The 21869-nt window shown below is 38.0% G+C and carries 21 protein-coding genes; all 21 read left to right on the top strand.

Going from position 1 to position 21869, the window contains the following annotated elements:
- Positions 1–73: 73 nt before the first annotated feature.
- The 21 genes from RCJ93_RS06990 (at position 74) to sigG (ending at position 21713) form a co-directional block, all read left to right on the top strand.
- Positions 74–607 carry a YceD family protein gene (locus RCJ93_RS06990; RefSeq protein WP_066785163.1) on the top strand — a complete coding sequence of 178 codons (534 nt, stop codon included), beginning with the start codon at positions 74–76 and terminating at the stop codon, positions 605–607.
- A gap of 24 nt (positions 608–631) precedes the next feature.
- Positions 632–805 carry a 50S ribosomal protein L32 gene (gene rpmF / locus RCJ93_RS06985; RefSeq protein ID WP_066785166.1) on the top strand — a complete coding sequence of 58 codons (174 nt, stop codon included), beginning with the start codon at positions 632–634 and terminating at the stop codon, positions 803–805.
- 179 nt (positions 806–984) lie between these two features.
- Complete coding sequence (locus RCJ93_RS06980; protein WP_446738680.1) at positions 985–1746, top strand: enoyl-CoA hydratase/isomerase family protein; 762 nt, start codon at positions 985–987, stop codon at positions 1744–1746.
- A gap of 53 nt (positions 1747–1799) precedes the next feature.
- On the top strand, positions 1800–2186 hold the full coding sequence (locus RCJ93_RS06975) for a transcriptional regulator (protein WP_066785173.1): 387 nt from the start codon (positions 1800–1802) through the stop codon (positions 2184–2186).
- An 84-nt stretch (positions 2187–2270) separates the two neighbouring features.
- A complete protein-coding gene (locus RCJ93_RS06970) occupies positions 2271–3170 on the top strand; it encodes a ketopantoate reductase family protein (RefSeq protein WP_446738679.1) in 900 nt (299 codons plus the stop codon).
- Positions 3171–3173: 3 nt separating this feature from the next.
- Entirely contained in the window at positions 3174–3557 is a 384-nt protein-coding gene (locus tag RCJ93_RS06965; protein WP_147194269.1) for a DUF3397 family protein, read from the top strand.
- A 268-nt stretch (positions 3558–3825) separates the two neighbouring features.
- Positions 3826–5442: a bacillithiol biosynthesis cysteine-adding enzyme BshC gene (bshC, locus tag RCJ93_RS06960; RefSeq protein WP_251645578.1), complete on the top strand. Its 1617-nt coding sequence runs from the start codon at positions 3826–3828 to the stop codon at positions 5440–5442.
- 311 nt (positions 5443–5753) lie between these two features.
- The gene (mraZ, locus tag RCJ93_RS06955) at positions 5754–6185 is read left to right on the top strand and encodes a division/cell wall cluster transcriptional repressor MraZ (RefSeq protein ID WP_066785184.1); all 432 of its coding nucleotides are present in this window, start codon (positions 5754–5756) and stop codon (positions 6183–6185) included.
- A gap of 21 nt (positions 6186–6206) precedes the next feature.
- Positions 6207–7145: a 16S rRNA (cytosine(1402)-N(4))-methyltransferase RsmH gene (gene rsmH, locus RCJ93_RS06950; protein ID WP_066785187.1), complete on the top strand. Its 939-nt coding sequence runs from the start codon at positions 6207–6209 to the stop codon at positions 7143–7145.
- A 13-nt stretch (positions 7146–7158) separates the two neighbouring features.
- Positions 7159–7530, top strand: coding sequence for a cell division protein FtsL (gene ftsL, locus RCJ93_RS06945; RefSeq protein WP_066785194.1), 372 nt, complete (start codon positions 7159–7161; stop codon positions 7528–7530).
- Between the two features lie 32 nt (positions 7531–7562).
- Positions 7563–9686, top strand: coding sequence for a penicillin-binding transpeptidase domain-containing protein (locus RCJ93_RS06940; protein ID WP_446738678.1), 2124 nt, complete (start codon positions 7563–7565; stop codon positions 9684–9686).
- A 215-nt stretch (positions 9687–9901) separates the two neighbouring features.
- Positions 9902–11794 (top strand): stage V sporulation protein D, encoded by a 1893-nt coding sequence (locus RCJ93_RS06935; RefSeq protein WP_190323450.1) that lies wholly within the window; start codon positions 9902–9904, stop codon positions 11792–11794.
- 76 nt (positions 11795–11870) lie between these two features.
- Complete coding sequence (gene mraY / locus RCJ93_RS06930) at positions 11871–12842, top strand: phospho-N-acetylmuramoyl-pentapeptide-transferase (protein ID WP_066785199.1); 972 nt, start codon at positions 11871–11873, stop codon at positions 12840–12842.
- The gene (murD, locus tag RCJ93_RS06925) at positions 12842–14206 is read left to right on the top strand and encodes a UDP-N-acetylmuramoyl-L-alanine--D-glutamate ligase (RefSeq protein ID WP_446738677.1); all 1365 of its coding nucleotides are present in this window, start codon (positions 12842–12844) and stop codon (positions 14204–14206) included. Before mraY ends, murD begins: the two co-directional genes overlap by 1 nt.
- An 11-nt stretch (positions 14207–14217) precedes the next feature.
- Positions 14218–15303: a putative lipid II flippase FtsW gene (ftsW, locus tag RCJ93_RS06920; RefSeq protein ID WP_066785205.1), complete on the top strand. Its 1086-nt coding sequence runs from the start codon at positions 14218–14220 to the stop codon at positions 15301–15303.
- Positions 15304–15325: 22 nt separating this feature from the next.
- On the top strand, positions 15326–16081 hold the full coding sequence (locus RCJ93_RS06915) for a cell division protein FtsQ/DivIB (RefSeq protein WP_066785207.1): 756 nt from the start codon (positions 15326–15328) through the stop codon (positions 16079–16081).
- A gap of 389 nt (positions 16082–16470) precedes the next feature.
- A complete protein-coding gene (gene ftsA, locus RCJ93_RS06910) occupies positions 16471–17754 on the top strand; it encodes a cell division protein FtsA (RefSeq protein WP_066785209.1) in 1284 nt (427 codons plus the stop codon).
- A gap of 51 nt (positions 17755–17805) precedes the next feature.
- A complete protein-coding gene (ftsZ, locus tag RCJ93_RS06905; protein ID WP_066785212.1) occupies positions 17806–18987 on the top strand; it encodes a cell division protein FtsZ in 1182 nt (393 codons plus the stop codon).
- Between the two features lie 185 nt (positions 18988–19172).
- The gene (locus RCJ93_RS06900; protein ID WP_066785216.1) at positions 19173–20015 is read left to right on the top strand and encodes a sigma-E processing peptidase SpoIIGA; all 843 of its coding nucleotides are present in this window, start codon (positions 19173–19175) and stop codon (positions 20013–20015) included.
- A gap of 114 nt (positions 20016–20129) precedes the next feature.
- The gene (gene sigE, locus RCJ93_RS06895) at positions 20130–20837 is read left to right on the top strand and encodes an RNA polymerase sporulation sigma factor SigE (protein WP_066785219.1); all 708 of its coding nucleotides are present in this window, start codon (positions 20130–20132) and stop codon (positions 20835–20837) included.
- A 93-nt stretch (positions 20838–20930) separates the two neighbouring features.
- Complete coding sequence (sigG, locus tag RCJ93_RS06890; protein ID WP_066785222.1) at positions 20931–21713, top strand: RNA polymerase sporulation sigma factor SigG; 783 nt, start codon at positions 20931–20933, stop codon at positions 21711–21713.
- The last annotated feature ends 156 nt before the right edge of the window (positions 21714–21869 follow it).

Raw genomic sequence — 21869 nt, 5'->3', positions numbered from 1 at the left:
GTGACAAGAAAATATCTTGACATCTATAAATGAGCATTATATAATCAACTTTGTTGTTTAGAGGTGATAATGTATGAAATGGGCAATCCCACAACTATCTAAATATCGCCAAAGCGGGATGCCAATTGACGAAACTGTACAATTGGAAGGCATTATGCGTCGCAATACGGATATACGCCATATAACTCCTGTCCACGTAGAAGGCTTTTGCACTTTTGGTGCAAGCCAAATGAACTGTCATTTTCATTTGACAGGCACGCTTACACTTCCTTGTTCACGCACATGGGAAGATGTCGAATTTCCTTTTGACATTGAATCAGATGAAGTCTTTAGCTGGTCTGATTATGCCGCTACAGATGAGCATGATAATGTTCATCCTGTAAAAGGGGAATTAATCGATGTTGATCCAGTATTAGAAGAACTAATTTTATTAGAGATTCCTATACAAGTGTTCAAAGAAGATGCCGAAAACCCAAAATCCAAAAATAATGACGCTTGGTCTTATTTAACAGAGGATGAGTTTTTAAGTCAAAAAGAAAAAGACGCCCAAAAAACGGATCCAAGACTGGCTGCATTAGCTAAGTATTTTGATCAAACAGACGAATAACCGATCTGTAAGGAGGTGCCATCAATGGCTGTACCATTTAGAAGAACTTCTAAAACTGCGAAACGTCAACGTCGCACACACTTTAAACTAGCTGTACCAGGTATGGTTGCTTGCCCAAGCTGCGGTGAACTTAAATTGTCTCACCATGTATGTAAAGCATGCGGAACATACAAAGGTAAAGAAGTAGTAAGCAAATAATTCAGTATTTGCTTTAAAGGAGACTTTCTAGAGAGACCATGGCTCTTTAGTCAGACTTAAATGCAGTTTTAACACAACGGAAAACCCTTATTTAAGGGTTTTCTTTTTTTTATATTTTTTTGTCTCTTATTCTAGTTATGGTAAGATGATAACAATTCTGAATAAAGGGGATATGAAGGATGGACTTTATCATTACAGAGCAAGAGGGAATAATGACATTTACGATTAATCGGCCAGAGAGGCGGAATGCGATAAATTATGCGGTAATGGAAGGTTTGAAAGAAGCAATAGAGTACATACATAATCATGAAACAGTTCGAGCATTTGTTATTACGGGGACTGGTGATCAAGCTTTCTGTTCAGGCGGGGATTTAGCAGAATTTCATTACTTGATTACAGAAGAAGAGGCTTATAGCATGCTCAGTAAGATGGCGGAAATACTATATGATTTAGCTACATTACCTATACCAACCATTGCATTAATCAATGGAGTCGCGGTTGGGGGAGGATGCGAGATAGCGGCTGCATGCGACTTCCGCTTAGTTAAGAAAGGAGCACGCTGCGGTTTTATTCAAGGTACATTAGGGATTACCACAGGATGGGGTGGTGGTACATATTTATTGGAGAGAGGCCTACAGCAGGAGAAAGCATTAAAAATGCTATATGAGGCTAGGCTATATAATGCAGAGCAACTGTTTGAAATGGGCTTTGCGCAATATATCTTCGAAGGTGAAAAGAATGAGGCTATTAAAGCTTTCATAGCAGATATGGAAAAGATTCAACCGAGTGTTCAGAAAGCATATAAAGAAATCTTGATTCGCAAATGGAATAGTCAGCATCTCAAGGAAAGAGTTATGGAAGAAGTAAGAACATGTGCGAAGCTATGGGAAAGCGAAGCGCATCATCAAGCTGTTAAACAATTTCTATCAAAAACGAAATAACTTCTAAACTTCAAAAACTCGCATATAGTAATAAAAAATGCGAGGTGATTCGTATGGAAGTGAAAAAAAGAAAAGATCAATGGTTACAGCAAGATGATGATAGGTTAGCGAACATTATATTACAGGCTGTGAGTGAAGGAAGATCACAGTTAGCTGGATTTCAAGAAGCGGCAGAAGCATTAGGCCGCACAAAACAAGCCTGTGGGTTTAGATGGAATAAAACACTACGCAAGGTTTATGAAAAGGAACTAGAAAATGCAAAATCTCAGCCAAAACAAATGATGAGAACACATTTGAAGCAAGCTTTAACTAGTTTTGATCAATTATCAGAAGCTTACTATGAATTAAAAGAAAAGCATGAGCAATTGCAGCATGATCATGTAGAAGTGCTCCAGTGGCTCGAAACAGGGTCTAAATTCTTAAAAAAAGGAAACATCTAGGCGATGTTTCCTTTTTTGCTTTGTAACAGTATAATAGCAATGGTATAGTAACCGATCTAGAGCGGAGAATGAAGAGGTGTCGAAATGGATTTCGTAATAGTGGGAGGAGGAGCCATAGGACTAGTCTTAGCAAGTAAGCTTTTTGAACATGGGCACAATGTAGAAGTGCTGGTACATTCTAAAGAGCAGTGTAAGGCAATCCAATCTGGCGGCGGTTTAACATTTATTAACGATGTTGGCGAAGAAAAGACGCTTCCAATAGGCGTTACCACTAACCCGCAGAACTTAAATAAGAAAGCAATCTGGATTCTGGCTGTTAAATATCATCATTTACGAGACATGCAGCTGCTTTTTGATGAGCTACCAGAAGAAACAATCCTATTATTTATCCAAAATGGAATTAAACATATAGAATTTGCTCGTAATTTAAAACAAAAAAATATATTAATGGGGACCATTGAATTCGGAGCAGAGAAAGTAAATAGCAACAAAGTGATTCATCGTGGCATTGGTATCTTTAATATTGCCAATTTTAATGGTGAAGCATGGAATAACGAAAAGTGTCAGCGTCTAACAGCAAGCGACTTACCTATTTCTTTTTCTGAAAATTATTTAGAAATGCTGTTGCGCAAAACAATTGTCAATTGCCTAATTAATACGCTAACAACACTTTTAGGAGTTCCCAATGGGGATCTGATTCGCCTACCATCTCATCATAGAATATTAAAAGAGCTGTATTTTGAAATAGTCTCTGCATTTCCAGAGCAAAAGAACATGTTGCCATTTAGTAATATAGAACAAATCTGCAAAAATACCTCTCAGAATACTTCATCTATGCTTGCAGATTATCGCCATGGCAGAAAAATGGAGATAGACACAATTGTTGGAGGAGTTATGGAGTTGGCAAAAGAAAGAGGGCATGATTTGCCTATGCTTAAAACACTCTATCTCTTGTTGCTAGCTCTGGAAGGAAAGGAGGAATAAGATGTGATAGCACTTTTATCTTTGATTGCGTATCCATTCATTCTTTTTCCTTTTTTCCTATTCTTGTTTGTCTACTTCGTTTTTAAGAAACTTTTCAAAAAGTCGAATGCTTTTAGCAAGGCAGCAGACGCAACAACTTTACTATTGTTCTTCTCCATTCCTGCCCTTACTAAATTAATATGGCATTTTGACTTGGGCTTTATTGTCATTATACTCGGGATTTTTATTGCGATGATCCTAACTATAGTAGAATGGATAAAAAGCAAAGAAATTGATTTAATAAAGCTATTTCGTAAAATCTGGCGGTTAATGTTTTTGATTTTAACCTTTGCATACATAGGCATATGTTTAGCCGCTATTATTCAAAAGGTTATTGAGCTGTATTAACTCAAGCGCAAGCACGTTTTAACGATTTTAAAATGCGAAGAATAGACTTTGTTTAGCACGAATAAGCTGTATAAAATTAAAACAAATGATGAAAAGCACCTTATGATTAACTGAACATAAAGTGCTTCTTTTTTATTTTTAAAGCCTAATCAATTACAAAAAATTGTTATTTAGTTCTTACGTTTGTGAGTGAGCGTATTTTTTTGTTAACAGGTGTTTAAATGATATACTTCAATATAGCTAACCATTATAGAGGAGTTTACAAAATATGAAATTGGAACAAGTTGAGATTCCTATAACGAATCCTTTACTAAAAGATTATACCGAAGAAAAGTCATCCATACTTCCCTTTTTTCATTATGCAAGTAGCGATGATTCCTTTTCGAAACGACTAGAGGATATACAAAACCACCCTGTAAGAAGACAACAATTGGCTGCAATTGTTCGTGACTATATGAAACCGTTTGGCGTTTCAGAGAAGGCAGAAGAACATTTAAAAGAATTAGAAGACCAAGCAGTAGTGGTGATTGGTGGCCAGCAGGCTGGCTTACTCACAGGGCCCATGTATTCTGTACATAAAGCATTATCGGTTATTTTGCTTGCAAAAGAACAGAGAAGAAAGCTTGGATTGCCTGTTGTACCTGTGTTTTGGATTGCTGGCGAGGACCATGACATTGACGAAATTAATCATACCTTTACAGCGATTAATGGCAGACTAGAAAAGCATATCTATAGAAGCAATTCAAAAAAGAAATTAATGGCTTCTACAACAGTATTAGATACGGAAGAAGTACGTTCATTTATCCAAGAGACATTCAAGCAATATGGCGAGACTGCGTATACTGAAAAGCTTTTGAAGCAAATTGACCAATTTTTGGTAGAAAGCAACACGTATACGGATTTCTTTACAGCTCTTATGAACTGGCTGTTTAAAGAAGAAGGGCTCTTGTTTGTTGATGCTGCGGATCCTAAATTGCGTGCTTATGAGTCTCCTTATTTTGAAAAATTGATTAAGCATACAAAGCAAATTGCAGATGTCGTCACTCGGCGGGAAGCGGATTTTGCCGAGCTTGGCTATGGGACTCCCATTGGTGCAGCAAAGGATGCAGCCAATTTATTTTATGTGCGAGATGGCGAGCGATTCTTATTAGAACATCATAATGGCAAATTTATAAATCATATAGCAAATGTCCAATTTAGTGAAAATGATATGCTAGAAATCGCTAATAAGCACCCTGAACAATTGAGCAATAATGTAGTGACTAGACCATTAATGCAGGATATGGTATTTCCTGTACTTGCATTTATTGGCGGGCCTGGTGAGTTGGCCTACTGGGCTACCTTAAAGGATGCTTTCGCATTGTTAGACATGAAAGTGCCTGTTTTTGTGCCTCGTTTAAACGTTTCAATTATAGATAGACAGGTACAACATGTATTAGGAGAGTTAGGTTTGTCTGTTGCGGATGCCTTGGCAGGTAAAGCAACTTTGCTAAAAGGAGCCTATGAAGCGGATGTATATGATGTAAGCGCTAAAGAGATGATTGACCAAACAATGGACTTATTACGCGAACAATATGATGGACTGCTAGAACATATGCGCAATAATGATATACAGTTAGAAAAATTAGCAGAGAAAAACCTGTCTATACATCAACAACAATTAGACTTTTTAAATAAGAAGATTGAACGAGAAATCCTTCTTCAGCATGATGTGGAATTAAGAAGATATCGATTAGTAGAAGATCGCCTATTGCCAGGAGGCGGCCTACAGGAGAGAACATTTAATCCCTTCTTATTTATGAATGAATATGGTGAAAGCTTTATCCAAGATCTAATGGAATTACCATTTTCATTTAACAGCAAACACAAGGCTGTATTTTTATAGAACAATATGCTCAGGAAGATTCGACAAAAGGCATGGGGAGATACGTCTCAATGCCTTTTGTCTTTTTAATTTGTAAGAAATATAAAGCTTTTGGTTTAAATATGGACCAAGATGTCTATTTAAGAAGGGGCAACAACCATAAAATCCCGATAACGCGCATACATTAGCTCATTTACGTTTAAAATGTTGAGGCATACATAATAGCAAGGACAATTTTCATATTTTTTATGTTTGCCATTAATTTGTCTATGAATTAGTGGTGGAAAGTGGGGGAATGTGGTACTCTATTTTCATATAGTGGGGTGAGTATCATGTTCATGGGAGAATACCAACATAACATTGATCCAAAAGGCCGCTTAATTATCCCAGCAAAGTTTCGAGAGTATTTTAAAGACGGTTTTGTCATCACTCGAGGCTTAGACCAATGTTTATTTGGTTATCCAATGGATGAATGGGAAAAGCTAGAGGATAAATTAAAGAAATTGCCGCTAACGAAAAAAGATGCTCGAGCGTTTACGCGCTTCTTCTTTTCTGGAGCGACAGAAGTGGATATTGATAAACAAGGCCGTATCAACATACCCATGAACTTGCTATCGCATGCCCGCATTGAAAAAGAATGTGTTATTCTTGGCGTGTCCAATCGCATTGAGATTTGGGCGCAACAGGCATGGCAAGATTACTTTGCCGAGTCTGAAGATTCCTTTAATGAAATTGCTGAGAATATGATTGATTTTGATTTATAACAACCAAGAGGAGGATTTCAGTTGTTCAATCATACGACCGTATTACTGAAAGAAACCGTTGATGGATTGAACATCCGTCCGGACGGGATTTATGTGGATTGCACCTTAGGAGGAGCAGGACACAGTGAGTACCTTGTTAGCCAATTATCTGGTAAAGGACGCCTCATCTGTTTTGACCAAGATTTAGCTGCAATTGAAAATGCAAAGATTCGTCTAGCACCATACTTAGACAGAGTGACATTCGTACATGCAAATTTTCGTTATTTGCAAGAGGAGTTAGCTAATTTAGGAATCTCTAAAGTCGATGGGATTCTATATGATTTAGGTGTTTCATCACCTCAGCTTGATCAAGCTGAACGTGGTTTCAGCTATCATCAAGATGCACCACTTGACATGCGGATGGATACAACAGCATCTCTTTCTGCATATGAAGTGGTGAATGAATGGGATTATAGTGATTTAGTTAGGATTTTTTACCGTTATGGAGAAGAAAAGTTTTCTAAGCAAATTGCTCGCAAAATAGAAGAGGCACGAAAAAATGAGCCAATCAAAACAACTGGTGAATTGGTTGATCTCATTAAAGAGGGGATACCGGCAGCTGCAAGACGTAAAGGTGGACATCCTGCGAAGAGAATTTTCCAGGCCATTCGCATTGCAGTGAATGATGAGCTTGGTGCAGCGGAAGATTCCCTGCAACAGGCGATTGAAACCATTACTGTCGGTGGAAGAGTCAGCGTGATTACATTCCACTCACTCGAAGACAGGCTATGCAAAACCATATTTAAAGAGGTGTCTTCTTTGCCAGATTTACCTCCAGGTTTGCCAGTTGTTCCCGCCCATATGGAGCCAGCCATCAAGCTTGTTACTAAAAAGCCGATTGTCCCTTCAACGGAAGAGCTAGAAGCAAACAATCGCGCACGTTCAGCCAAACTGCGGATAATTGAAAGAGTAAAAGACTAAAGGAGTTGATTATATGGGATTGCCACAACAAAGAGAACATCATACGTATATAAAACAACCAGTAGCACCCGAACAGCATATTCCAAAGACTGTCACTAAACCGCGTAAATCAAGAATCACCAAGCTAGAAAAAATTCTAATGCTTGTAATGACTGCTACAATTGCTTTTATTGCTGTAGGGAATTTGAATGTCCAGTCTTCTATCAACAGCACAACAGTCGATATTCAAAAAACAGAAGCTGATATAGTAGAAGTGAAAAAGCAAAACTCAGAATTGTCTATGGAAATAAGTGAACTTTCAACATATGATCGTATTTGGAAAAAAGCAAACGCTTTAGGCCTAAAATTGAACGAAAAAAACATGAAAGTAGCGTCAGGACAATGAAAAAGAACAAATTTCAATGGGGAGCCTCCACGATGCTTATCATCTACGGGCTTCTATTTTTTTTAATGTTTTTTAGAATATTCTATATCCAAGTCACTGGGCAAGTAGAAGGGCAGCAATTAGCCGCTAAAGCAGCTGCCAGATATGAAAAGAAAAAAACAATTACAGCAGACAGAGGAAACATATTAGACCGGAATGGTAAAATTATTGCAGAGGATGCGGTGACGTATCGCCTTGCAGCTACCGTTAACCCGGATGCATCAAAAGGTTCAAAAAAGCCTATCCATGTGGTGGATCCAAGAAGAACAGCTGCAGTATTAGCAAAATATATACAGATGGATGAAGAAGAAATTTACGAAAGACTGCTCAAAAAGTATAATGCAAAGCACAAACCTTTATGGCAAGTTGAGTTTGGAAATGCAGGTAGTAATATTAACCACGCTACCATGCAAAAAATTCAAAAAGAACATTTACCGGGTATTATTTTGATGGAAGACAAAAAACGCTTCTATCCAAATGGTGTATTCGCATCGAATTTAGTAGGGTTTGCGCGAAAAGAAGATAACGAAAAAGCTCCTGTTGGAAAAATGGGATTAGAGTCCATTTATAATAAAGAGCTTTCTGGTGTTGATGGAAATGTACAATATAAGAGTGACTTATTTGGCTATTTACTGCCGAATAGTAAAAAAATGATCCAACCAGCTAAAGATGGTGAGAATGTTTATTTAACCATTGATCGGACAATCCAAAACTTTCTAGAAGCTTCAATGACGAAGGTTTATGAAAAATATAAACCTGAATCTATGATGGCTGTAGTTGCCAATCCTAAAACTGGAGAAATTCTGGCTGTATCACAGCGGCCTACCTTTAATCCTCAGACAGGGGCAGGTCTAAATAATAGTTGGATTAACTCATTAACTGAAACAACCTTGGAACCAGGCTCAACGATGAAGACGTTTACTCTTGCTACTGCTATAGAAGAAGGAAAATGGAATCCAAATGATAAATTCCAATCAGGCCAATACAAGGTATATGATCGTACAATTCGAGATGCCAACCAAGTTGGATGGGGAACAATTACATATCTAGAGGGTATTCAGCGTTCTTCCAACGTCGGAATGGCAAACTTGCTCAAAAAGATTGGAGATAAGACCTTTATCAACTATCTAGGGAAATTTGGATTCGGGCAAAAAACAGGAATAGATTTGCCAAATGAAGCAACAGGTAAAATTTTGGATGAATACCCGATTAACCGAGTAACAACAACCTATGGACAAGGTTCTACCGTGACACCAATTCAGCTCATCCAAGGACTTACCGCTATTGCGAATAATGGTAAAATGATGCAACCTTATGTGATTAACAAAATCGTCGATCCAAACACGGGGAAAGTAATCCAACAGCATGAGCCAGTAGTGAAGGGTAAGCCGATTTCAGCTGCCACCGCTAAAAAAGTAAGAGATACATTAGGAACGACTGTTACGTCCAAAAAAGGTACTGCCCAGAATTTTGCAAGCAAAGAATATGAGGTTTCAGGAAAAACAGGGACAGCTCAGATTCCAAGACCTACTGGTGGCTATTACTGGGGAAAGAATAGTTTCCTTTATTCTTTCTTAGGTATGGCGCCAAAGAAAAATCCTCAATTAATTATGTATATTGCTATCAAAAAACCGCAATTAGGTATGACAGAAGTTGGTTCTGAGCCAACTTCAGAAGTATTCAATACAGTCATGGGCAGTAGCTTAAAATATTTAAATATAAAACCTTCCAAAATGAAGACTGAAAAACCTATAATCGTTGGCCAATATGTAGAGGGTAGCAGCAAAACAGCATCCAAAGAGTTAAAATCTCAAGGTATGGAGCCTGTTCAAATTGGCGGAGACGGTGAAGTATTGGAACAATATCCTCAGGAAGGAAGCAGTTTACTAGGTAAAAACCATGTATTCCTTAAAACGGATGGCAACAACATTAAAATTCCAAACTTCAAAGGTTGGTCATTGCGAGATATATTGGCATATCAATCAATATCCGGAATTAAAATTCATACAAGTGGAGATGGATTTGGTGCAAAACAAAGCATCAAGCCAGGAACTATTTATGAGGGAAATGCGAAATTAACTGTAACATTGAAAAAACCAGAAGATGAATATAATTAAGTCGTAGAAAGCCCATTTAATAAGGGAGAAATGGTTCGCCAGCTTTCGTTTATTGCTAAAGAGTCGAGGTTTACACACTTCAATACTTTCACAACAGTTTCTTTATGGAACAATGTGAAATGAACAAAGATAAGCATAGTCACCTTTTTGCAATCATATCTTACATGTAAAAAGGTGTGATTTGTCGAACTATGTGGGTTACTAAACAAGCAAGCATGAGATTGAAAATTGTCGTATTGATTTTTTTCTGCTTAGGTGCAATGTTGATCGGAAAATTGATTGTGGTTCAGTTTATCCAGCATGATTTTTTAACCAAAAAAGCAGAAGAAAATTGGGACAGGGAAGTGCCGATGAAAAGTCTGCGGGGCAATATCACTGACCGCAACGGTAAGCTGTTGGTCGGGAACAAGCTGGCGCCTACATTATACTTTATGCCTGCACAAAATAAAGAACCTGATAAAGTAGCAGAACAATTAGCTCCAATTCTAGGTACGAGTAAAGAAGCTTTAGAGAAAAAGCTGAATAAGAAAGACTTTATTGTTAAACTGGCGCCAGAAGGAAAGAACATTTCCAACGAGGTAGCGGAAGCTATTCAAAAATTGCAAATCCCTGGCGTATATACGGGCCTTGATTATATGCGCGACTATCCATATGGTGTTTTGCTGTCAAGGTTATTAGGATTTACTGGCAGCGATATGCAGGGGCTGGCAGGACTTGAATATCAGTATAATGACTTGTTGTTAGGGAAAGAGTCAGCCATTCGGTTATTTACTGATGCAAAGGGAGCAAACCTACCGCATGTAGAGGATGGATGGAAAAAGGGACAGGACGGTGCCACATTAGAATTAACGGTTGATGTTGGTGTCCAAAAAGTGGTTGAAAGAGAACTAGCGCAGGCGATGAAGAAATATAATGCAGATCAAGCAATTGGTGTTGCAATGAATCCAAATACAGGCGAAATTTTGGGATTAGCTTCATTCCCAACGTATAACCCAGCAGAATATCTGAAAGTGGATCAAAGTATCTACAATCGTAATTTGCCTGTCTGGATGACATATGAACCGGGTTCAACATTCAAAATCATTACATTAAGTGCAGCACTGAATGAAAATGCAGTCAACTTAGAAAATGAAAGCTTCTTTGATCCAGGCTACGCCAATGTAGAAGGGGCACGCCTTCGCTGTTGGAAACGTTCCGGCCATGGAAGTGAAACATTCCTACAGGTAGTGGAAAATTCCTGTAACCCCGGATTTATTGAATTGGGAAGACGAGTAGGACCAACTAAATTGCAACAATATATACGTAACTTTGGTTTTGGCCAAGTTACAGGCTCTAACATGGCTGGTGAATCGACAGGCATTTTATTCTCACCGAAAAATTATGGCCCTGTAGAGCATGCTACCACCTCATTTGGCCAAGGGATTTCGGTAACGCCAATTCAACAAGTGCAAGCAGTCGCAGCAGCTGTAAACGGCGGGAAATTAATGACCCCATATATCGTAAAAAGAATTGTGAATGGGGATAATGGAGAAGTACTGAAAACATATGAACCAATTGAGAAGAATCAGGTGATCCGGAAAGAAACAAGCGCAAAGGTTAGAGCTGCATTAGAATCTGTTGTTGCAAACGGTTCAGGCAGAGGGGCTTACCGAGATCAGCTACGAATCGGCGGGAAAACAGGAACTGCACAGAAAGCTGAAAATGGACGCTATAAAGATGGAGAGTATATTGTATCATTTATTGGGTTTGCACCAGCAGATGATCCAGAGGTAGTTGTCTATGTAGCGATTGATAATCCTAAGCAAGGGCCGCAGTTCGGGGGCGTCATTGCAGCTCCGATCGTAGGTCAAATTATTGAAGATATTCATCCGATTGTTGGCATTAAAAATCGTAAAAAACAAATTGAAAAGCCATATCGTTGGGGAGATGTGGAAAAGGTTCGCGTTCCAGACTTAGTGGGCCAAAGTAAAAAAGAAATTACAGGTATGCTTTATCCATTCCGTATAGAATGGCATGGGGAGGGAGAGAAGATTGTTTCTCAACTACCTGAAGCAGATGCACAAATCGTAAAAGATGGGACTATTCACGTTTATTTAGAAAAAGAATAATCTTAGTCTTTAAAAATGAAACTGAAACTACTATGATAGTACATGTACTAAAGAAGTTTAGAAGGAGAATTTTTTCATGTCAATCGCAACAATGCTAATTATTTTAGCAATTTCTTTTGTTATCTCGGTCATATTAGGCCCTATTATTATTCCTATGTTAAGACGATTTAAATTTGGCCAAAGCATCCGTGAAGAAGGCCCGAAATCACATATGAAAAAGGCGGGTACGCCGACGATGGGAGGCGTCATCTTCCTATTATCTATTATTGCGACTACCCTTATCATTAGCCTTATAAAAGGCGAGTTCACCTCACAATCCATTATATTAATTATTGTTTTAATAGGTTTTGGGGTGATTGGATTTTTAGATGATGGCTTAAAAATCATCTTTAAACGTAATTTGGGGTTAACCTCTTTACAAAAGTTGATTGGCCAAATCGTTATTTCTGTAGCAGCTTATTTCTTGATGAGATTAGGTACCTTCCATAATACAATTCAAATACCGTTTACTGACTATGCAATCCATTTAGGGGCAATCTATGTATTATTCCTGATTTTCTGGCTTGTTGGTTTCTCAAACGCAGTGAACCTGACAGACGGATTGGATGGTTTAGTATCTGGCACAGCATCTATTGCTTTTGCCGCTTACGGAGTATTGGCGCTCTTGAATGACCAATTAGATATTGCTATTTTCGCGTTTGCTGTAGTAGGAGCTCTATTAGGTTTCTTACTTTTCAACGCAAATCCGGCAAAAGTGTTTATGGGAGATACAGGCTCGCTGGCACTGGGTGGAGCATTAGCTATGCTCTCCATCCTTGTTGGCCAAGAGCTTCTTCTATTGATCATCGGGATTATTTTTGTCTTAGAAACATTGTCTGTTATCTTACAGGTAGCAAGCTTTAAATTAACAGGTAAACGAATTTTTAAAATGAGTCCACTACATCACCATTTTGAGCTATCAGGCTGGTCGGAATGGCGTATTGTCCTAACGTTTTGGTTAACAGCATTAGTGGCGGCATTGCTCGCAGTGGTTCCGGAGGTATTGTAATGAAACAACTATCTATGATGGAACATAAGAAAGTTCTAGTATTAGGTTTGGCTAAAAGTGGGGTGGCTGCTGCAGAATTGCTTCATAAGCTGGGCGCTTTTGTAACAGTCAACGATGCCAAACCATTCGAAGAAAATGTAGAAGCTCAAAAGCTCCTTCAACAAGGAATTACTGTTATTTGCGGTCATCACCCGGGAAATTTATTGGACGAAGGCTTTGAATTTGTGATTAAAAATCCAGGTATTCCGTATAACAATATTATTGTAGAGGATGCTATAAAACGTGGTATTCCAGTTTGGACAGAGGTTGAGCTTGCTTATTTAATCAGCGAAGCACCCTTTATTGGTATTACCGGTTCAAACGGGAAAACGACTACAACCACCTTGCTATATGAAATTTTACAACAGGGCGGTTTAAAGCCATTAATTGCTGGCAATATAGGTACAGTGGCTTGTACAGTAGCTGAAAGTGCAGAGGCTGATCAAGTTATAGTAACGGAACTTTCATCATTTCAGTTAATGGGTATTGAAACATTTAAACCCAAAATTGCGATTTGGACTAATTTATACGAAGCACATATTGACTACCATGGCACCATGAAAGAATATGGTGAAGCGAAATTCAACATTACGCGAAATCAGGATAGTAGCGATTATTTGATTTATAATGCCGACCAAGAAGTTGTAGCTTCCTATGCAGAAAAATCTAATGCAAAATTGATTCCTTTTACAACAAAAGCAGTAAGCAAAGAGGGTATTAGCGCTGATGAAGATATGATTTATTGGAAGGGCGCACCAATTTTAAAACGCGACACAATTGCATTACCTGGTGCGCATAATTTAGAAAATGTCCTCGCAGCAGTAGCAGCAGCTATTTTGATGGATTGTCCAAAAGAGAAAATGGCATCGGTCCTATCTTCATTTGCCGGTGTAAGACATCGTACACAGTTTGTACGCGAATGGAGAAAGAGAAAAGTTTATAATGATTCTAAGGCGACGAATACCTTAGCTACGCGAAGTGCTCTTGCTGCGTTCAACCAACCGATTGTTCTACTTGCGGGCGGATTAGACCGTGGTCACTCCTTTGAAGAACTTCGACCTGTCATGGCAAATGTTCATGCTACAGTTGTATTCGGTCAAACCGCAGAGCGTTTTGCAGATTTTGCGAAAAGTTGCGGCGTTGAAAGCATTGTATATGCAACAGATATCCAGGAGGCCGTCCCTAAGGCAGCTCAGTTGTCAAATGAAGGGGATGTGATTCTTCTATCACCTGCTTGTGCAAGTTGGGACCAGTATCCAAACTTTGAAACTAGAGGAGATTTATTTATCCAATCTGTCATGGAATTAGACGAATATAAAGACTAACAATAGGAAGGATGCCTTGCCTGTTACAGCGTGAACGTTTATGGTTAATCATTGCCGCGTTATTTCTAACTGCCTCTGGCATTGTTTTTGTATATTCGGCAGGTTCGTACTGGGGTAAAATCCATTATGGCCAAACAGCGCCGTTCTTAGTAAAGCAACTCATCTATTTAGCGATCGCTTTAACCGTTTTCTATGCTTGCGGTCGTTATAAAGGACTTCAGCTAGAAAAAACATGGACACTATTTTATTGGTTATCATTACTGTTACTAGTAGCAGTTTTAATTCCAGGGATTGGTGTTGTCCGGAATGGATCACAGAGCTGGATTGCTCTTGGACCACTGAGTCTTCAACCTTCGGAATTAACGAAGATTGCTACAATCATTAAGTTGAGTTTTATTCTGTCTAAACAAAAGGCAACTGCATCTAAAATTCATTGGAAACATTTTCTTTATCTGTTTTTGCCAGTAGCACTTATAATGGTACAGCCAGATTTTGGATCTGCATTTATTTTAATTGTATCTGTCTTTTTGTTATTCTTTATTGCAGGATATCCATTCCGGTTTTATGTTTTCTTAATTATTGCAGGCGTCGCAGGGCTAGTTGGATTGATCCTGTCAGCACCGTATCGGTTAAAAAGAATTGAGGCTTTTTTGGATCCGTGGTCAGATCCTTTAGGTAGCGGATTTCAAGCGATTCAGTCATTAATGGCTATAGGACCGGCAGGATTATATGGCTTTGGTTTTGGCAATAGCCGCCAAAAGTATTTATACTTACCTGAACCCCAAAATGATTTTATATTCTCCATTATTACAGAAGAAATGGGTTTTCTGGGGGCAGCGACAATTATTTGTGCTTTTGGTTTGCTGATTTACGCAGGCTTAAGATTAGCTTACAAGTCAAGCCTCAAAGTTTCGCTGTATAGTATTGCTACATTAATAGGAATGATTGGATTTCAAGCATTCCTGAACATTGGTGTAGTATCAGGTTTATTGCCTGTTACAGGTGTCACATTGCCATTTATCAGTTATGGAGGAACATCTCTTGTGGTAACATGGATTGCGATTGGCATCATATGGAACTTTTCGAGGGAAGACTAATTTATAGAAGGGAGTGGTCAGTATGGATAAAGTAATTGATATTGAAGAACGAATTCCAACATTAAGAGAACGCCGAAAAAAAAGAACAAACCGACGATTTATCATACTTATAGTTATATTCTTAATTACCTTACTGACTCTTCTATATTTTCAATCGCCATATAGCCATATTGGAAGAATAAAAGTAGAAGGTAACCATCTACAAAGTAAAGACTATTACATAAAGCATAGTGGTTTAAAAAAAGGTAATTCTTTATGGGATTTTAAAAGTAGCAAAATTGAAGGGCTTATAAAAAGTAAGCAAATAGTAAAAAGTGTTGAAGTCAAAAGAAGTTGGCTCAACACTGTTACACTTTCGATTAAGGAGCATAAAGATGTAGCTTTCTTAAAAGAAAATGATCAATACAGTTTAGTGCTTGACAATGGACAAACCCTTCGTTTAAGTAAACTACCAAAAAAGTTGGATATGCCAATACTTGTTGGTTTTGAAAATAAAAAAACTCGGGTCAAGATGATTCATCAGTTAAAACAGTTGAGTAGTGAATTAACTGCATTAATATCACAAGTAAATCTAATACCAAACGACTCAAATCCCTATGCTATTCAAATGTTTATGAATGATGGTTTTGAAGTGAGGGGATCTATTTCATCTCTTGCTTCCAAGCTGAAATTTTATCCATCCATCATTTCACAAATTAAACATAAAGATAAAGGTGTTATTGATTTAGAAGTGGGTACATTCTATCGATCATATCGTGATGAATACAGCAAAAAATAGTAAAACAGTACAAGCATTTGGTTAATTCAGTGCTTTTATCTAAAAATTACATTATTTCTATTATTATCAGTTTTAAATAGCTTACAAATGTAGTAATCTTAGCTTAAGCATTAATTGATTGAAAAAAGTTTTATTTTTTTCTTCCCTATATTTTATTGCAATAGTAGATTTAAATAAAATGGGCAATTCCCCAAAACCTCTTTTTATAGGTGAAGAGTTTCCTATTATGTGAATGGGGAATTAAAGTGTATGGTGTATGAATCCGTTTTATATAGTAAAAAAAACAGGTGAATAGAAGGATTTTCGTATGTCAATCATGAATTTATTTAGACAAGTTTAACATTTTACAATAGAATAATCATAAGAGTTATTGAAGGAGGTGCCACAGTTTGAGTCATTCAGAATTATATGTTTCACTAGATATTGGTTCTTCTTCTGTAAAAGTGCTAATTGGAGAAGTTAATGATGAGACTGTGCATGTAATAGGTGTAGGTAATGTCAAATCGGTAGGTATCCGAAGAGGAAGCATTGTAGATATAGATGCTACAGTCCAATCTATTAAAAAAGCAGTAGATCAAGCTGAAAGAATGGTAGGAATGACTATCAATAAAGTCATCTTAGGTATTCCAGCAAACCAAGTACAATTACATGCTGTTAAAGGCGTTGTGGCAGTAAATAGCGAAAACCGAGAAATCACAGATTTAGATTTGGATCGTGTGATGGAATCAGCACAACTGATGTCTATCCCGCCAGATCGAGAATTAATCAACATTGTACCAACTCAGTATATTGTTGATGGCTTAGACGGAATTAAGGATCCAAGAGGTATGATCGGAATCCGTTTAGAAATGGACGGAACGATGATTACCACATCTAAAACAGTCTTGCACAATGTACTGCGTTGCGTTGAAAAGGCTGGTCTAGAGATTCAACAAATTTATTTGCAGCCATTAGCATCTGGTGAATTTGCACTTACTGAGGATGAGCGCAACAGAGGTACCGCTTTTGTTGATATCGGCGGCGGTTCTACAACTATTGCTGTATTTGAAGAAGGACATTTTACTGGAACAGCCATGATCCCTGTTGGCGGCGATCATCTGACGAAGGATTTATCAATCGTTTTGAAAACACCAACAGAACAAGCAGAAAAGATTAAGCGCGAATATGGTCATGCTTATTATGATGATGCTTCTGATGATGAATTGTTTGAAGTACCAGTTATAGGAGCAGATACAAAAGAACAGTATAGTCAAAGATACATATCCGAAATTATAGGTGTAAGACTAGAAGAACTTTTCGATTTAATTATAGATGAATTGTATCGGATGGGGATTCAAGACTTGCCGGGTGGTGTTGTTTTGACTGGCGGTGTTGCGAAATTAGAAGGCCTTCCTCAATTAGCACGCCATGTATTGCAGACAAGTGTAAAGATTTATACACCTGATTATATAGGAGTAAGAGAACCTGAATATACGTCCGCTGTAAATTTAATTCGCTATGCGTATAAGGAATCGCAATTCAACCATGAGGTAAGCGATAATAATCCGCTAGGCAATGTGCCATATGACACTCATGTAGAACAGCCCAAAAAACAAGCATCCTATGAAACGGAAGAGCATAGAGATGGTGTACTTACAAAAGTAAAAGGGTTCTTTAATAAATTCTTAGAATAATATATAGGCGATTTTCCCTACACACTAATAGCTGAACTAGGAGGAATTAGGATGTTAGAATTTGAAACAAATGACGATTCACTAGCTGTAATTAAAGTGATCGGTGTTGGCGGCGGCGGTAACAATGCAGTCAACCGAATGATTGAACATGGAGTGCAAGGGGTAGAATTTATCGCCGTGAATACAGATGCACAGGCATTAAAACTATCAAATGCAGAAGTTAAATTGCAAATTGGTGCAAAATCTACTCGCGGACTTGGCGCAGGTGCTAATCCAGAAGTAGGAAAAAAAGCAGCAGAGGAAAGCAAAGAACAAATTGAAGAAGCACTTAGCGGTGCGGATATGGTATTTGTTACTGCCGGCATGGGCGGCGGTACAGGTACAGGCGCAGCTCCTGTTATTGCCCAAATCGCTCGTGATATTGGCGCATTAACAGTTGGCGTTGTTACACGTCCATTCTCTTTTGAAGGGAAAAAACGTCAAAAACAAGCTGTTTCCGGTACATCCTCGATGAAAGAAGCAGTTGATACGTTAATTGTTATTCCAAATGATCGCTTGTTAGAAATTGTTGATAAAAATACACCAATGCTTGAAGCTTTCCGTGAAGCGGATAACGTACTTCGTCAAGGTGTCCAAGGGATTTCAGATTTAATCGCTGTCCCTGGTTTAATCAACTTAGACTTTGCCGATGTCAAAACAATCATGTCCAATAAAGGCTCTGCTTTAATGGGTATTGGTATCGCATCAGGTGAAACACGCGCTGTAGAAGCTGCGAAAAAAGCAATTTCAAGTCCATTGCTTGAAACATCTATTCATGGGGCGAAGGGTGTCCTGATGAATATGACAGGCGGATCTAATTTAAGCTTATACGAAGTACAAGAAGCGGCAGATATCGTTTCATCTGCTTCTGATGAAGATGTAAACATTATCTTCGGTGCTGTCATTAATGATAACTTAAAAGACGAAATTGTTGTGACAGTCATTGCAACAGAATTTACAGAAGATGAAGTACAACAATTTGAAGGCCGTAATACCAACCGAGGCGGTATGAGTGCACCACGTCAGCAACAACCAATGCAGCAAATGCCGAATCGTGAAGTGCGTACTGAAGAAATGGCGAACACAATGAAAGAGGCGCCAAGACAACAACAAAACACTTCTTACCAATCAAATAATCAAGAAGAAGGTCTAGATATCCCAACGTTCTTGCGTAATCGCAATAGACGCCGTTAAATAGCATAAAAAACTGTAGGCAAACATGAAATCCCTCGTGTTTGCCTACAGTTTTTTTATGCTGAAATTAAAAAAATGCCCCTTTATGTCGGAAATTTCACCTGTTTACCTTTCACCCTTTGACAATTTTTGAAATCTGTCTATGGTATGTTGTTAATAGGCGGTAATAGGCGGGAGGTGGTGAATTGTATGGTGAGGTATTAATATTAATAAATGCCATTTTTAATTACGTTATTCTTTCTTTTACCAACTCAATCTGTTATATGGGAAAAAAGAAAATACGATTAATGGGTAGCGCATTATTTGCTGGTGCATGGATTGTCATATTTGGCCACCAGTTTCTCATGATGGTCGTCGCATTTTTACTGATGATGATTCTTGCCTTTGGATTTCATATTCGCCAACTTTGGAAAACTGCTCTGATGTGTTTCATTGCTGCATTATTTGCAGGAGGTCTTTTTACAGCCCTTGAGCCATTATTAATTGGACGTTCAGTTATTATACTGATGCTAATAGCAGGAGTTGTTGCCTCATTTAGTTTATTTATTTTAAAAAGCCGGTTATTTGCCTTTACGGGAGATCGCCTTCAACAGCAACTTGTCCAATGGTGTAAAGTTCAATTAGGTGAGATAGATGTTTCTTTAAAATGTTTTATTGACACTGGCAATACGACTGTTGAACCATTATCAGGGCGTCCTGTTCATTTTGTGCGTTATCAAGCTATCGAACAATCAATGCCTGAACACTTAAAAATTGCATTGCATAATTGGGATGTTAACGATCCATATAATTTAGATATGTTTCCAAATGAATATAAAAAGAAAGTTGCAGTCATTCCGATTACAACTGTTCAAGAGAAGAAAACATATAGTCTTGCGCTTAAATACGACCAATGGCAAATAATAAAAGGCAAGCATCACTCCATCGCTCCGGGCTTTTTAATCATAACTCTGCAAAATACTCATTTTCCACAAGAGACAGATGCAATCTTACACTTCACCGCCTTATCGAGGGTTGGCAGTATTTAATGCAAACTACAACTCTTCAGCATAGCTATAGCAGATTTCAATGTACTAAAAAAAGAAGAAGCTTGAATAAAGTTTCACCATATACTTCAATCTTACGAACGGGAGGGCATTTAAATGTTTTTACGATTATGGCGTTGGCTAACAGAAGTAATTGCTAGGTTTAGAGCGACGGGGACATTTTATATTGGCAGTCATGAATCATTGCCGACACCCTTAAAGAAAGAAGAAGAACAGGAAATGATTTTGGCCTTTAAAAATGGCGATATGCATGCAAGAGATGTGCTAATTGAGCATAATTTAAGACTTGTTGTATATATTGCAAGAAGATTCGATAATGCGAAAACCCCTATTGAGGATTTAATTAGCATTGGTTCAATCGGCCTTATTAAAGCAATTGAAACATTTAATGCTGATAAAAAAATTAAATTAGCTACATATGCCTCAAGGTGTATAGAGAATGAGATCTTGATGCATTTGCGAAAAACAAGCCGTATGAAAGGTGAAGTGTCTTTAGATGAACCGCTAAATTCTGATGGAGATGGAAATGAATTATTGTTATCTGATATTTTAGGCACAGAAGAAAACCTAATTACAGATGACGTGGAAAAGAAAATCGAACGTCAATATATGTTTCACGCCATTCAAAAATTAGAGGAAAGAGAACGATATATTATGGAATGTCGTTTTGGCTTAGCGGGAAAAGAAGAGATGACGCAAAAGGAAGTAGCCGATCATTTAGGCATTTCTCAATCCTACATTTCTCGTTTAGAGAAAAAAATCATTCATGAATTGCGTACGCATTTAAATCAATTAACGTCTTAACGGTTGAAATTGGTAAGAAAAATCACGCATATAATTATCCCGGACGGACACACTTAATTTACTAACAGTGATTAAGCATCCGGGAGGCAGATTATGCGAACAAAAGTTGAAATTTGTGGTGTTGATACATCCACTTTACCTGTATTGAAGCATGAAGAAATGCGGGAGTTATTTGTCGCATTGCAAAGTGGTCAGGAAGAAGTAAGAGAACAACTTGTGATGGGGAATTTACGGTTAGTGTTAAGCATTGTCGGCCGATTTGCATATCGAGGGGAACAGGCTGATGATTTGTTTCAAGTAGGCTGTATTGGGCTATTAAAGTCAATCGACCACTTTGACCTCTCGCATAATGTACGATTTTCAACATATGCAGTACCTATGATTATCGGTGAAATTAGAAGACACTTAAGAGACCACCATCCGGTACGCGTATCTAGATCTTTACGAGATATTGCTTATAAAGCAATGCAAGCAAAGGAACAGTTCCTCACAGAAGAATTGCGGGAGCCTACACTAACTGATTTGGCACGTATGACAGGATTACCCCAAGAAGACATATTGTTTGCTCTTGATGCTATCCAAGAACCCATGTCTCTTCATGAGCCGATTTATTCTGATGGAGGAGATCCAGTTTATATGATGGATCAATTAAAGGATCAAAGTGTATCGGAAGATCGCTGGCTAACTTATGTTTCAATTAAAGAAGAAGTTCAGAAATTGGATAAAAGGCAACAAAATATTCTCTCAAAACGATATTATTATGGTCATACTCAAACAGAAATAGCTAAAGATCTAGGCATCTCTCAAGCCCAAATCTCAAGGCTAGAAAAAAGCGCGCTAAAAACCATTCAAGAGCATGCAAGCGAAAAGAATTAATTGCTAAGATGCAATGCTTCCATCAGTGAATTAGAAAGAATTCCTTGCTGATGGATAGCGTTCCTATTGGTCATGTATAGAGATTCATCTTGGATCTAGGCGGACTGTTGCCACTACATTTTTTGTGTTGAGGAATATAGGCGCCCATACAAGATA

It is taken from the genome of Rummeliibacillus sp. BSL5, assembly GCF_052928305.1.
Note: the sequence above shows the minus strand (reverse complement) of the source record. Positions and strands in the feature narration are given on the sequence as shown.